This is a genomic window from Pseudarthrobacter sp. NamE2 (assembly GCF_005796205.1).
Taxonomy (GTDB): Bacteria; Actinomycetota; Actinomycetes; order Actinomycetales; family Micrococcaceae; genus Arthrobacter.
In genome coordinates this window covers 182,339-194,688 of the sequence record NZ_VAHN01000003.1, presented here as the reverse complement: position 1 = coordinate 194,688, position 12,350 = coordinate 182,339, and the positions used below count along the sequence as shown (strand labels likewise).

The 12,350-nt window shown below is 66.3% G+C and carries 14 protein-coding genes; 6 read left to right on the top strand and 8 right to left on the bottom strand.

Going from position 1 to position 12,350, the window contains the following annotated elements; translation table 11 throughout:
• Window positions 1–21 precede the first annotated feature (21 nt).
• Window positions 22–402 (bottom strand): DUF485 domain-containing protein, encoded by a 381-nt coding sequence (locus tag FDW83_RS05720; protein WP_138136632.1) that lies wholly within the window; start codon window positions 400–402, stop codon window positions 22–24.
• A 179-nt stretch (window positions 403–581) separates the two neighbouring features.
• On the opposite strand from FDW83_RS05720, the gene FDW83_RS05715 reads away from it, so the two are divergent.
• From FDW83_RS05715 to FDW83_RS05695, 5 genes are all read left to right on the top strand, one after another.
• The gene (locus tag FDW83_RS05715) at window positions 582–1,763 is read left to right on the top strand and encodes a sensor histidine kinase (protein ID WP_138136631.1); all 1,182 of its coding nucleotides are present in this window, start codon (window positions 582–584) and stop codon (window positions 1,761–1,763) included.
• Between the two features lie 51 nt (window positions 1,764–1,814).
• A complete protein-coding gene (locus FDW83_RS05710; protein WP_138136630.1) occupies window positions 1,815–2,531 on the top strand; it encodes a LytTR family DNA-binding domain-containing protein in 717 nt (238 codons plus the stop codon).
• Complete coding sequence (locus tag FDW83_RS05705; RefSeq protein ID WP_138136629.1) at window positions 2,528–2,878, top strand: DUF485 domain-containing protein; 351 nt, start codon at window positions 2,528–2,530, stop codon at window positions 2,876–2,878. The genes FDW83_RS05710 and FDW83_RS05705 overlap by 4 nt, the downstream gene beginning before the upstream one ends.
• 7 nt (window positions 2,879–2,885) lie before the next feature.
• Window positions 2,886–4,352 (top strand): cation acetate symporter, encoded by a 1,467-nt coding sequence (locus tag FDW83_RS05700; RefSeq protein WP_138136761.1) that lies wholly within the window; start codon window positions 2,886–2,888, stop codon window positions 4,350–4,352.
• 160 nt (window positions 4,353–4,512) lie between these two features.
• Complete coding sequence (locus FDW83_RS05695; protein ID WP_370281167.1) at window positions 4,513–5,061, top strand: hypothetical protein; 549 nt, start codon at window positions 4,513–4,515, stop codon at window positions 5,059–5,061.
• A gap of 25 nt (window positions 5,062–5,086) precedes the next feature.
• Here the strand turns inward: FDW83_RS05695 and FDW83_RS05690 are convergent, their stop codons facing one another.
• The 6 genes from FDW83_RS05690 to rpsB all read right to left on the bottom strand — a co-directional run bounded on the left by FDW83_RS05690 (window position 5,087) and on the right by rpsB (window position 10,022).
• A complete protein-coding gene (locus FDW83_RS05690; RefSeq protein WP_138136628.1) occupies window positions 5,087–5,671 on the bottom strand; it encodes a DivIVA domain-containing protein in 585 nt (194 codons plus the stop codon).
• Window positions 5,672–5,749: 78 nt separating this feature from the next.
• On the bottom strand, window positions 5,750–6,673 hold the full coding sequence (locus FDW83_RS05685; RefSeq protein WP_138136627.1) for a phosphatidate cytidylyltransferase: 924 nt from the start codon (window positions 6,671–6,673) through the stop codon (window positions 5,750–5,752).
• Window positions 6,673–7,230 (bottom strand): ribosome recycling factor, encoded by a 558-nt coding sequence (frr, locus tag FDW83_RS05680; protein ID WP_138136626.1) that lies wholly within the window; start codon window positions 7,228–7,230, stop codon window positions 6,673–6,675. Before frr ends, FDW83_RS05685 begins: the two co-directional genes overlap by 1 nt.
• A gap of 125 nt (window positions 7,231–7,355) precedes the next feature.
• A complete protein-coding gene (pyrH, locus tag FDW83_RS05675) occupies window positions 7,356–8,093 on the bottom strand; it encodes a UMP kinase (RefSeq protein ID WP_138136625.1) in 738 nt (245 codons plus the stop codon).
• Window positions 8,094–8,225: 132 nt separating this feature from the next.
• Window positions 8,226–9,062 carry a translation elongation factor Ts gene (gene tsf / locus FDW83_RS05670; RefSeq protein ID WP_138136624.1) on the bottom strand — a complete coding sequence of 279 codons (837 nt, stop codon included), beginning with the start codon at window positions 9,060–9,062 and terminating at the stop codon, window positions 8,226–8,228.
• Between the two features lie 126 nt (window positions 9,063–9,188).
• Window positions 9,189–10,022, bottom strand: a complete 834-nt coding sequence (gene rpsB / locus FDW83_RS05665; protein WP_138136623.1) for a 30S ribosomal protein S2 — start codon at window positions 10,020–10,022, stop codon at window positions 9,189–9,191.
• A 442-nt stretch (window positions 10,023–10,464) separates the two neighbouring features.
• Between rpsB and FDW83_RS05660 the strand changes: the two genes are divergently transcribed.
• Complete coding sequence (locus tag FDW83_RS05660) at window positions 10,465–11,025, top strand: M23 family metallopeptidase (RefSeq protein WP_138136622.1); 561 nt, start codon at window positions 10,465–10,467, stop codon at window positions 11,023–11,025.
• Window positions 11,026–11,036: 11 nt separating this feature from the next.
• Here FDW83_RS05660 and FDW83_RS05655 read toward each other — a convergent pair whose 3' ends face one another.
• Entirely contained in the window at window positions 11,037–12,227 is a 1,191-nt protein-coding gene (locus FDW83_RS05655; RefSeq protein ID WP_138136621.1) for an acyl-CoA dehydrogenase family protein, read from the bottom strand.
• Window positions 12,228–12,350 lie beyond the last annotated feature (123 nt).

Genomic DNA, 12,350 nt, shown 5'->3' with positions numbered 1-12,350 from the left:
CCACCGCTGTTGCAATGTTGATCACTTGTTTACTCCCCCCAGCCGGTTGCCCTGCTTGTCGAATTCGTGGCCCTCGATCTCGTCCCGGATTTCCGAGGCGATGGGGTCAAGCCGCTTGTTTGAGTAGTGGACGTACCAGCCGGTGATGGCGAACGTGGAGACAAACTGCAGCAGGCCCAGGATCAGGCCGATGTTGATATTGCCCCAGACCTTGGTGGACATGAATCCCACGGCATAGTCGGCGAGCAGGACGTAGGCGAAGTACCACAGCAGGAAGGCCACTGCCATGGGGAAAACAAAGCTGCGGTGACGCTTGCGCAGTTCCTGGAACTGCCCGGTCGACTGGACCTGTTCAAAGTCCACGGACGCCGCTGCGTCCGGAGCATGGGCATCATTACCCATCTTTCCTCCTCGTAGAGACTTGCCGGAACACATCCGGCGGCAGGCCCGGGACGGGGACAACACCGGTGTGGCTTCACTCACTGTGCTTTGTGCCGGTTGCCACATTCCAGATCCGGGCGTCCTGTGGTCGCTCAACGGTCGGGATGCTGCGATAAACGGCAACGGCTACGCTGGGCACCATGCCGGAATCCCCCCTCCTGACCGCCGCCGCAGTGGCCGTTATCGCCATGGCCATTGCCGTCGTCGTCGGCGTGGGACTCAAGGTGCTCCGCTCCTTCCGGGACCTCGGCACGGACGCCGAACGCGCCACCTACCACACCCTCCATGCCGCATCGCAGGCGGGCCAGCACCTCCGGCGGGGCCTGAACCCGAGCGGTGCGGCGAAAGCCAGCCGCCAGCTGCGCGGCCTGCTCTGCTGCGACGCCCTGGCCATTACCGACACCTCGGACGTGCTGGCCTGGGACGGAACGGGCGACGAGCTGAAGGCACGGCTGATGGACCTGGCGGCGGGCGTCCTGGCCGGCGGCCGCACCGCCGTGCTTCCGGCAGGTGCTGACGGCACCGGGGGCGCCCTCGCCGCAGTGATCGCCCCGGTGCGCGCGGACTCCCGGGTGGTGGGCGTAGTGGCCGCGTTCGCGCCGGACGCCGGGGCCGGGCTGGTGCGCGCCACCGGGGAGGTGGCGGACTGGGTTGCCGCGCAGGTGGAACTGGCAGAACTGGACGCGTCCAGGACCCTGCTGATGGAAGCCGAAGTGCGGGCGCTGCGGGCGCAGATCAGCCCGCACTTCATCTACAACTCCCTCAACGCAATCGCGTCCTTCATCAACACCGATCCGCAGCGGGCACGCGAACTCGTGGTTGAATTCGCCGATTTCACGCGATACTCCTTCCGGCGGCACGGGGACTTCACCACCCTGGCTGAGGAGCTGCGCTGCATTGACCGGTACCTGCTGCTGGAACGGGCCAGGTTCGGCGAGCGCGTGCAGGTCAGCCTGCGCGTTGCACCGGAGGTGCTGGGCACGGTGATTCCGTTCCTCAGCCTGCAGCCGCTGGTGGAGAACGCCGTCCGGCACGGGCTGGAGGCCAAGGAGGGGCCGGGCCACATCAGTATCACGGCGAACGACGCCGGGGCCTTCGCCGAAGTGACCATCGAGGACGACGGGGTGGGCATGGATCCCGGCCAGCTTCGGTCCATGCTCGCCGGGCACACCGACGGCCTCCATGTGGGGCTGCGGAACGTCGACGCCCGGCTGCGGCAGGTCTACGGCAAAGACCACGGCCTGGTTATCGAAACCGCCCCGGGCGAAGGGACGCTGATCACCATGCGGGTGCCCAAGTCCCAGCCCGGCCACAATGCCTGAGTCCGCGGCCCCTTGGCCGGTCCCGTGGCGCCGGAAAGCTACCCTAGGAGGATGATTAACGTCCTCGTCGTCGATGATGAGCTGCCCGCCGTGGAAGAACTCGCTTTCCTGCTGGGCCGGGACGGACGCATCGGCAAGGTCCTCCGGGCGACGTCCGGGTCGGAGGCCCTCCGCGCCCTCTCCACCGGGACCGTGGACGCGGTCTTCCTGGACATCCATATGCCGGCCGTGTCCGGGCTGGACATCGCCCGGGCCATTTCGGCCAGCAGCCACCCGCCGGCCGTGGTGTTCGTAACCGCTGATGAGGACCACGCGCTGGCCGCCTTCGAACTTGCGGCCGTGGACTACCTCCTCAAGCCGGTCCGGGCGGAGCGGTTGGCACGGTCGGTGGGCCGGATCAGTGAATTGCGTGACGGCGGCAGCGCGCCCGAGATGATCACGGTGGACCAGGGCGGGACCACCAGGATGATCCGGCGCGACGACGTCACGTACGTCCAGGCGCAGGGAGACTATGCGCGGCTGCACACAGCCGACGCCAGCTACCTGATCCGGGTGCCGCTGGCCGACCTGGAGCAGCAATGGGCGGAGGCGGGATTCCTCCGCACCCACCGGTCCTACCTCGTAGCCCTGAAGCACGTCACCTCCATGAAGCTTGCCGCGGACGGCCCGTGCGTGACCGTCGCCGGCGCCAGCCTCCCCATCAGCCGGCGGCACCTGCCCACCGTGCGGGAAAAGCTTGGCGCCACCCGGATCAGGCCGCAGACGTGACCAGGGTGCGGGTGACCGCTCCCGCCACCCCGGCGCGGGTTTCCCAGGAGACACGCGAAGCCGCGCAGGAATCGGACGTGGGGCAGGTTTTTGTCAGGTCCCTGATCCGGTCGCAGCTGCGGCTTGCCCTGGTGGTCGCCGGAGGATTCCTGGTGATCCTGGCAGCATTTCCGTTGCTGCTGGCCGTGGTTCCGGGCCTGGCCGAAACCCGCATTGCCGGCATCCCTTTCGGCTGGCTCCTGCTGGGCGCCGGCATCTATCCGGTGATCGGGCTGAGCGCCTGGCTGTACATCCGCACCGCCGCCCGGAACGAGGCCCGCTACCGGGACCTGGCCGGTGACCAGTGATGGCCCCGTGAACGCCGCCGTTGCCATTGCCGCGCTTGCCGTGGTGTCCGTGGCTACCGCGGTGATCGGCTTCTACGGCCTCCGGATTTCCCGCACCACCGGCGATTTCTACGTTGCGTCGCGGACCGTGCGCCCTTGGTGGAACGCCTCGGCCATCGGCGGCGAGTACCTGTCCGCCGCCAGCTTCCTGGGTGTGGCAGGGCTGATCCTGCTCTCCGGGACGGACGCGCTCTGGTTCCCCGTGGGCTACACGGCCGGGTACCTGATGCTGCTGCTGTTCGTCGCCGCACCGCTGCGCCGCTCCGGGGCCTACACCATCCCCGACTTTACCGAGGCGCGGCTGGACTCGCGGCCCGTACGGAAGGTCACCAGCCTGGTAGTGGTGCTGGTGGGCTGGCTCTACATTGTTCCCCAGCTCCACGGCGCCGCGCTGACCATCCGGATCACCACGGGGTTGCCGTCCTGGGTGGGATCGGTGGCGGTGGTGATCGTCGTCTGCCTGACCGTGGTCGCCGGCGGGATGCGCTCCATAACGTTCGTCCAGGCGTTCCAGTACTGGCTCAAGCTGACCGCCCTGGCCGTGCCAATCCTTTTCATCGTGTTTATGCTGGCCGGGGCCGATGCCCCGGAGCTGGCTCCGCCGGCCGTGAATCCGACCGGCGCACCCCCGGCCGGCCTCTACCAGAACATCTCCCTGCTGGTTGCCTTGCTGTTCGGCACCCTGGGGCTCCCGCACGTGCTGGTGCGCTTCTACACCAACCCTGACGGGCAGTCGGCGCGGAGGACCACCCTGATCGTCCTGGGGCTGCTCTCGGTCTTCTACCTGTTTCCCACCGCCTACGGCATGGTGGGGCGGATGTTCGCCCCGGACCTGGCCCGGTCCGGCCAGGCGGACGCCCTGGTGCTGCTGCTACCGGGTGAGCTTGTGGATGGAACGGCAGGCGATCTTCTCTCGGCCCTGGTGGTGGCCGGCGCGTTCGCCGCTTTCCTGTCCACAACGTCAGGGCTGGTTGTCTCTTTGGCCGGGGTCATCAGCCAGGACGTCCTGGGCGCCGGCGTCGGCGGGTTCCGCCTCGCTGCGGTGATGTCCGCCGTCGTGCCGCTGGCGTTCGCCTTCATGACGGACTCCTTCGCCCTCGCCGGCAGCGTGGGCCTGGTGTTCGCCTTCACCGCGTCCACGGTCTGCCCGGTCCTGCTGCTGGGCATCTGGTGGCGGGGACTGACCGACGCCGGTGCGATCGCCGGCATGGTGACCGGCGGCCTGCTCTGCGGCGGGGCAATGGTCATTGGTGCGGTGGCGGGCGCGGCGAGCATACCCGTCTGGCTCGCGCAGCCCGCGGCGTGGAGCGTTCCCGCGGCCTTCACGGTGATGGTCGTAGTCTCGCGCGCCACCGCCGGCAGGGTCCCGAGGACGATGGCGCGGGTCATGACCCGGCTGCACACCCCGGAACGGCCGCTGGCTACCGAACGCTGACAGGTGCACAATTGCGCCATGTCCACCGACGGCGGGAGTCCGCCAGGGCCGCAGGACCGGGTGCCGCCGTCCGTGCGGGCGCAGCTGCCCGCCACCGAGCACTGGGGCCCTGCTGGCCTCCCGCAGCACCACCCAGAGCGAGGCGCTGACCCGGATCAGCATGTTCCTTACGTTCACCTCGGCCAGCATCGTAAGCGCAGCACTGGTGGGCCAGGCCACCCGGTTCTCGGACGCGTTCGTGCTGCTTGCGGTGACCATCCTGTGCATTGACGTGGCCATGGGGCTGCTCACGCAGGTGCGCGTCCTGAACGTAGCGCAGGAGGACCTGATGTACGTGACCGCGATGAACCGGCTGCGGGCCGCCTATGTGGACCTGGACCCGGGCGTGGCGCCCTACCTCATGGCTGCTTACCACGACGACGAGGCCGGCTCCGGCCGGACATATTTCTTCTTCGGAACCCGCAGCAACCTCAGCCACCTTGCCGGGAGCAGCATGATCTTCATGACCGCCGCGAACGCTGCCCTGATTGCCATCCTGGCGGGGCTGGTCCTGACGCTTATCGGCGCCGGGACGGGAACCGCGGTGCTGGTCGGGGCGGTGTGCGGGCTAAGCTTCCTGGCCGTATCCGCCTACTACGGCTACCGCGCCTACCGGGGCATCTGGCAGCGGTTCGTGCCGCTGTCACCCACCCCGCCGGGCGGGGATTGAGCCGATGCCTGTCCACATGCAGGACCTAGTCGATGGCGGCCATCAACTCGACGACGCGGTCCAGGAAAGCATCAACCTGGGCTTCCTCGTAGCCGTCGCGGCCCACGGCTGGGCGGAAGACGGCGCGCCGGACGCTGTCCACGCTCAGCGGCTTGTCCTGCTCCAGGTAGGCAACGAGCTCACGGCACAGCCGGTCGACGTCGGCGGTGTTGTAGCTGCGTGCCTTCTTCTTTGTGGGCCTGCGGAAGCGTTCGCCGTCGGGACGGTGCAGCCGGCCGCGGAGGATGCCGGAGAGCTTGCCGATTTCCCGCAGCCAGGCGTCCTCGCCCCGGGCTGCGATCAGGTCGTCACGTTCCCTGCGGGCAAAGGCGTCCTCCAGCCTGTCGAGGGCTGCATCCACCACTGATGCCGAATAGCCGCCCTTGACGGGGTCGAAGGAAACGGCGCGGACGTCGGCGCTGTTGACGGGCTCGGCCGCGGCTTCGGGACTCTCCAGGGAAATGCGCGCCCGCTGCAGGAACTGATCCACCTGCCTGGCGTTGTAGCCGTACTCACTGCGCGCGACGCGCTCAAAGGACCCGGAGATCTGCCGATGAATGTCCAATGCCACTGTGCTTCCTTCGATGATGCTTCTGAGCCGTAGCGCTGCTGCACCAGTCTATGGTGCCGGCCCGGCAGGGTTTATTGGTCAGGCTCCGGCGACCAGACCGTAAAGGACAAAGACAACGGGGGAAGCGAACACGATGGAGTCGAGCCTGTCCATGACTCCGCCGTGCCCTGGCAGGATGCTGCTCATGTCCTTCACGCCCAGTTCACGCTTCACCATGGACTCAGCGAGGTCACCCGCTGTAGAGGCAGCCACCGTGCCAACGGCCAGCACAACCCCCACCCACCAGGGCTTGTCCAGGATAAAAAGGCAGGCCAGGACGCCGATGAGGATGGCGCCGGCAACAGAGCCGGCGAATCCTTCCCAGGATTTCTTGGGACTGATTTTGGGCGCCATCGGGTGCTTGCCGAGGGAAGCGCCCACCAGGTAGCCGAACGTATCGTTGGAGACCACCAGCAGCAGCATGACGGCAACCTGCCAGGCACCGTCGGGGATGGTGCCGCCGGGCCAGAGCCCAAGCGGGGACGGGCCGTCGGCGGCGTGCAGCGGAAGCGCGGCGAAGCTGATGAAGAACGGCACCCAGCCAAGGGTGAAGACTCCTGCGAAAATGCTGTTGGCCGAGCCGGCGGCGCTTTCGATCGAGCGCCACAGGAGCACGGCCACGGAGCTGAGCAGCATGGCGAACAGCAGGCTTTCGATGCCGCCCAGGTAGGCCACGAACGGCATGGCCACCGTGCCGGTCATCACCGGCACGATGGGCATCCTTGTTCCGTTGGCTTCGAGGGCGCGGTAGATCTCCCAGACGCCGAACACGGCAAAGGCCGTGGTTACGGCCACGAAACCGAGCGGCAGGAAGAGCAGCCCGCCGAGCACCGCGAACAGCATGGCCAGGCCCACCACCACGGCGGCCGGCAGGTTGCGTCCTGCCTTCGGCGTCGGATTGCTCCTGGGCTGCTTCCCCCGTGTGCGCGCCCGTGCTGCCGGGGCCTGATCTGCCTGGCCCATCAGACTTCGAGCAGCTCAGCTTCCTTGCGCTTCAGGAGCTCATCGATGCCGTCCACGTGGGCCTTGGTGATGCCGTCCAGTTCCTTTTCTGCCCGGGTGCCCTCATCCTCGCCCGCTTCGCCGTCCTTGACCAGGCGGTCCAAGGTTTCCTTGGCCTTGCGGCGGATGTTGCGGATGGAAATCTTCGCGTCCTCGCCCTTGGTCTTGACGATTTTGACGTATTCCTTGCGGCGTTCCTTGGTCAGTTCCGGAATGGTGATCCGGATGACGTTGCCGTCATTGGAGGGGTTGGCGCCCACCTCGGAGTCACTCAGGGCGCGTTCGATATCGCGCAGGGCGGTCTTGTCGAACGGGGTGATGAGGATGGTCCGGGCGTCCGGGATCGCGAACGAGGCCAACTGCTGCAGCGGGGTGGGCGAGCCGTAGTAGTCCACCAGGACCTTGTTGTACAGGCCGGGGTTGGCCCTGCCGGTGCGGACGGAAGCGAAGTCTTCCTTGGCTACCTCTACGGCCTTGTCCATCTTTTCTTCGGCTTCGAGCAAGGTTTCTTCGATCACTGTCTCTCCTCAGGTTCTGGTGTGGTCCGGAACTACAGGTCCCGTCCGCGTCGTTGGCTGTTGCTGCTTCCGTCCCGGCCGCCACGGCAGGGACGGAACTTTCCCTGAAAACATCCTAGCCGCAGCTAGGCTGTGACCAGCGTGCCCAGCTTCTCGCCCAGGATGGCGCGGGTGACATTGCCCTCGCCCTCCATGCCAAAGACCACCATGGAGAGGTCATTGTCCTTGCACATGGTCATGGCCGTCTGGTCCATGACGCGGATGTCGCGGCGGAGCGCGTCGTCGTAGCTGAGCGTTTCAAGCCGTTCTGCTGAGGGGTCCTTCTTGGGGTCGGCGGTGTAGACCGCGTCCACGCCGCTCTTGGCCATCAGGACAACGTCGGCGTGGACCTCAAGCGCACGCTGGGCAGCCACGGTGTCCGTGGAGAAGTAGGGCAGGCCGGCACCGGCGCCGAAAATTACCACGCGGCCCTTTTCCATGTGCCGGATGGCACGCCGCGGGATGTAGGCTTCCGCCACCTGTCCCATGGTGATGGCGCTCTGGACACGGGTCTCGACGCCCGCCTGCTCCAGGAAGTCCTGCAGCGCCAGGCAGTTCATGACCGTTCCCAGCATGCCCATGTAGTCGGCCCGGGAGCGGTCCATGCCACTCTGCGAGAGCTCAGCGCCGCGAAAGAAGTTGCCGCCGCCGACGACGATGGCCACCTCGACCTGGGGCACGGCTGCCGCGATCTGCTTGGCGACGTCGCGGACGGTTTCGGGGTCGACACCCAGCTTGCCACCGCCGAAGACCTCACCCGAGAGCTTCAGGAGGACCCGCCGTTTGCTTTTCTCTGGATGGATTACAGTATTGACGGCTTCCATGATGCCTTCCCGTTGAGAACTCTGAAAAAAGGTTATCCTGCCGAACCGGTGGCCGGAACCGGCGGGCTTGGCGCGTACTGCGCGCATGCAAAAGGGGCGGCCACCGAAGTGGCCACCCCCTTGCAGTTTCGACTAGGAGCCGACGCGGAAACGCGTGAACGCGGTTCCCTTGACACCGGCCTCTTCGAGGACCTGAGCCACGGACTTCTTGGCGTCCTTTGCGAATGACTGGTCAACCAGCACCTCGCCCTTGTAGAAGCCCGTCACACGGCCTTCCACAATCTTGGTGAGGGCGGCTTCGGGCTTGCCTTCGGCCTTGGCGGTCTCTTCGGCGATGCGGCGCTCGGACTCAACCAGCTCGGACGGAACGTCTTCGCGGGTCAGGTAGTTCGGAGCCATTGCAGCGATGTGGACGGCGACGTCGTGGGCGGCGGTGGCAGCGGCTTCGCCTTCACCGTCGACCGCGAACAGAACGCCAACCTGGGCCGGGAGGTCCTTGGAGGTCTTGTGCAGGTAAGCGTCGACCGTGGCACCCTCAACGCGGGAGATGCGGCGGACAACAACCTTCTCGCCCAGGACGGCGCCCTCTTCGACGACGACCTCGGACAGCGGCTTGCCGTCAACCTCGGTGGCCAGCAGGGTCTCGAGGTCGGCAGCACCGGACTCGACGGCGACGGCCAGGACCTTGTCGGCAAGCTGGATGAACTTGTCGGCCTTGGCGACGAAGTCGGTCTCGCAGTTGACCTCGATCATGACACCCACGCCGTTGCTGACCTTGGCGGCCACGAGGCCTTCCGCAGTGGAGCGGCCTTCACGCTTGGTAGCGCCCTTGAGCCCCTTGATGCGGATGATTTCGATGGCCTTCTCGGCGTCACCGTTGGCTTCGTCAAGAGCCTTCTTGACGTCCATCATACCGGCGCCGGTGCGCTCGCGCAGGGCCTTGATGTCCGCGGCAGTGTAGTTCGCCATGTGAACCCCTCTGTCTAGAAATGTGATGTGGTTACGGACCGACAGGACGGCTGCCCGCGGCTGCGGGCGGCCATCCTGTCAGCAGCTCCGGCTGCGGACAGCGCGGAGAATCCGGATTTAGTTGTCTTACTTGGCGTCGTCGGAGGAAGCCTCGGCAGCCGGCGCTTCAGCCGGAGCAGCAGCTTCTTCAGCCTTGCTGCCCTCGAGGAGCTCGCGCTCCCACTCGGCCAGCGGCTCTTCGGGAGCTTCGGTTGCACCCGTGCCGCGGTTGTTGCGGGCGATCAGGCCCTCAGCGACGGCGTCGGCAACAACGCGGGTCAGGAGGTTCACGGAGCGGATGGCGTCGTCGTTGCCCGGGATCGGGAAGTCGACTTCGTCCGGATCGCAGTTGGTGTCCAGGATGGCCACAACCGGGATGTTCAGCTTCTTGGCCTCGTCAACGGCGAGGTGTTCCTTCTTGGTGTCCACGACCCAGAGCAGGGACGGAGCCTTGGTCAGGTTGCGGATACCGCCGAGGTTGGACTCCAGCTTGGTGAGTTCGCGCTTGAGGAGCAGCAGCTCCTTCTTGGTGTAAGCGGAACCGGCGACGTCGTCGAAGTCGATCTCTTCGAGTTCCTTCATGCGCTGGATGCGCTTGGCGACGGTCTGGAAGTTGGTCAGCATACCGCCGAGCCAGCGCTGGTTCACGTACGGCTGGCCGACGCGGGTTGCCTGCTCGGCGATGGCTTCCTGGGCCTGCTTCTTGGTGCCGACGAAGAGCACGGTGCCGCCGTGGGCGACGGTGGCCTTGACGAACTCGTAGGCGCGGTCGATGTAGGACAGCGACTGCTGCAGGTCAATGATGTAGATGCCGTTGCGCTCGGTGAAGATGAAGCGCTTCATCTTCGGGTTCCAACGGCGGGTCTGGTGTCCAAAGTGGACGCCGCTGTCAAGCAGCTGGCGCATGGTTACGACGGGCATGCCGACGCTCCTTCCGGCAGGTCATTCATGAGAGAGCCCCTGGGCTTCTTACCCTGCCAATAGTTGACGGTTGTTTAGCGTGGCCCGGGTTCGGGCCGTGCTCCTGGCACCCATCGCGGTCCCATCCGTGCCGGGTGGCACGGACCGCAGGAGACGCGATCCTCCCCGGCTTGGCGAAGCTTCACCGGTGGAGGGCTGGATACGCGTAGTCAGCCACCGCTCCCCCACACTCCTGAATGAGGCGTGCCGACGCAATCCGGACAGGCAGGAACACCGTTGGGATGAACCATTGGGACGGGAAACGTTGAGGGCGCAGCAAACTGCTCCACCCAGTGTACTACAGGACCCGCGTCCGCCGGACAGCCGGGGCCGCGCGCAGGACCTTATCCACATGACACGCCCCGGCCTTCCGGGTGCCGGGGCCACCGGGCAGCATGGGCGCATGAAACCCCCTGTCCTGCTGGCCGCCCTGCTCCTCCTGCCCGCGTCGGTGGCATCCACCGTGCAACCAATGCCCTACCATCCGGCTGCCCGCCCTGCTGCGGCGACGGCGGGCGGAGATCCGGCCGCACAGGCGGCTCCGCCTTCCTGGCGCTGGCCGCTGGCGCCCCGCCCGCCAGTGCTGCGGGCTTTCGATCCGCCGCCCAAGCCGTGGTTGAGCGGGCACAGGGGCGTGGACCTTGGGACAGTGTCCGACGGCGCCCCTGTCACCTCCCCCGCGGCGGGCACCGTCACCTTCGCGGGCGTGGTGGTGGACCGGCCGGTGATCACCATCGACCACGGCAACGGGTTGCGCAGCAGCTTCGAGCCCGTCGGGAGTACCCTGGCGGCCGGCAGCATGGTCACCGAAGGCCAAGTCATTGGCACCACCCTCGCCGGCCATTGCGGAACGCCGTCCTGCGTCCACTGGGGCGTGCGCCGCGGCGAGGATTACGTCAATCCCCTGCAGTTCGTGATGGACCTGCGGCCGTCCGTCCTGCTGCCGCTGGAGGGACCGCCCTGAGGAGGAGGGGATCAGATAATGGCCGAGATGCCGGTGATGGCGCGGCCGGCCACCAGGGTGTTTATTTCGGCGGTGCCCTCATAGGAGTAGATGGCTTCGGCGTCGGCAAAGATCTTCGCCATCTCGAAGTCAGTGACGATGCCGTTGCCGCCCAGGATGCTTCGGCCAAGGGCGACGCTGTCGCGCATCCGTGCAGTGGTAAAGGCTTTGGCCAGGGCGGACTGTTCATCCTTGGTTTGCCCTGCGTCCTCAAGCTGCGAGAGCCGCACCATCATTCCCATTGAACTGACGGCGTTGCCGAGGATCTTGACCAGCTGGTCCTGGACCAGCTGGAACGATGCCAGCGGGCGGCCGAACTGGTGGCGTTCCACTGCGTAGCGCCGGGCAACATCGAAGGCGGCAAGCTGCTGGCCGACGGCCTGCCAGGCGACGCCGAGGCGGGTGACTTTGAGGACTCTGTTGACGTCGCGGAAGCTGTTGGCGTGTTCCAGTTTGTAGAAGCCGGGAACCACCACGTTGTCGAGGGTTATGTCGGCGTTCTGGACGGTACGGAGGGAAATCTTGTTTTCAATCGCGGTGGCGCTGTATCCCGGCAGGCTGGTGTCCACCAGGAAGCCCTTGACCTGGTTGTCGGCCAGGTCGCGGGCGTAGATGACTACCCAGTCGGAGAAGGTGGCGTTGCCGATCCAGCGCTTGGCCCCGTTGAGGATCCAGGAGCCGCCGTCGCGCCGGGCGGTGGTCCGCGTCCCGCCTGCCACGTCGCTGCCGCCGAGCGGCTCGGTCAGGCCAAAGGCGCCGATCTTTTTCATGCCGTAGATGTCGGGAAGCCAGGCGTCCTTTTGCTCCTGTGAGGCCAGCACCTCAATGGAACCGGCGAAGAGTCCGTCGTGGACTCCCAGGAAGGTAGCGATGGAGGCGTCCGCCCGCGTCACCTCCGCGTGAATCAGCCCTGCGAGCAGGTTGGAATACCCCTGCCGCCGGACAGGGCTAACCAGGTCAATGTCGCCCAACTTGGGGATGAGGTCCATTGGAAACTCGCCGCGGTTCCAGTAGTCCACAGCGATGGGACGAACTTCCCGCGCCAGGAAGTCGCGTACCTCTGCCAGCCGGTCCTGCTCCTTGGCAGTCAGCAGCTGCTCAAACGCATAGAAGTCGCCGTCGGCATAGGGAAGGTCATCAGGGGCGCTGGAAGGTGTGGACATGGTTACCCTTCGGATAATAATTGCCCGGCAGTTCAGGACGGGGGCCGTTATGTTACTCGGCAGTAACTTACCGCAGATGCGCTGGTTAAAAAAGAAACCGCGGCCGACGGATATCGTCGGCCG

Coding starts and splice junctions, on each gene's coding strand:
- FDW83_RS05720 (WP_138136632.1), bottom strand. CDS start 402: ATGGGTAATGATGCCCATGCTCCGGACGCAGCGGCGTCCGTGGACTTT.
- FDW83_RS05715 (WP_138136631.1), top strand. CDS start 582: ATGCCGGAATCCCCCCTCCTGACCGCCGCCGCAGTGGCCGTTATCGCC.
- FDW83_RS05710 (WP_138136630.1), top strand. CDS start 1,815: ATGATTAACGTCCTCGTCGTCGATGATGAGCTGCCCGCCGTGGAAGAA.
- FDW83_RS05695 (WP_370281167.1), top strand. CDS start 4,513: ATGTTCCTTACGTTCACCTCGGCCAGCATCGTAAGCGCAGCACTGGTG.
- FDW83_RS05685 (WP_138136627.1), bottom strand. CDS start 6,673: ATGGGCCAGGCAGATCAGGCCCCGGCAGCACGGGCGCGCACACGGGGG.
- pyrH (WP_138136625.1), bottom strand. CDS start 8,093: ATGGAAGCCGTCAATACTGTAATCCATCCAGAGAAAAGCAAACGGCGG.
- tsf (WP_138136624.1), bottom strand. CDS start 9,062: ATGGCGAACTACACTGCCGCGGACATCAAGGCCCTGCGCGAGCGCACC.
- rpsB (WP_138136623.1), bottom strand. CDS start 10,022: ATGCCCGTCGTAACCATGCGCCAGCTGCTTGACAGCGGCGTCCACTTT.
- FDW83_RS05660 (WP_138136622.1), top strand. CDS start 10,465: ATGAAACCCCCTGTCCTGCTGGCCGCCCTGCTCCTCCTGCCCGCGTCG.
- FDW83_RS05655 (WP_138136621.1), bottom strand. CDS start 12,227: ATGTCCACACCTTCCAGCGCCCCTGATGACCTTCCCTATGCCGACGGC.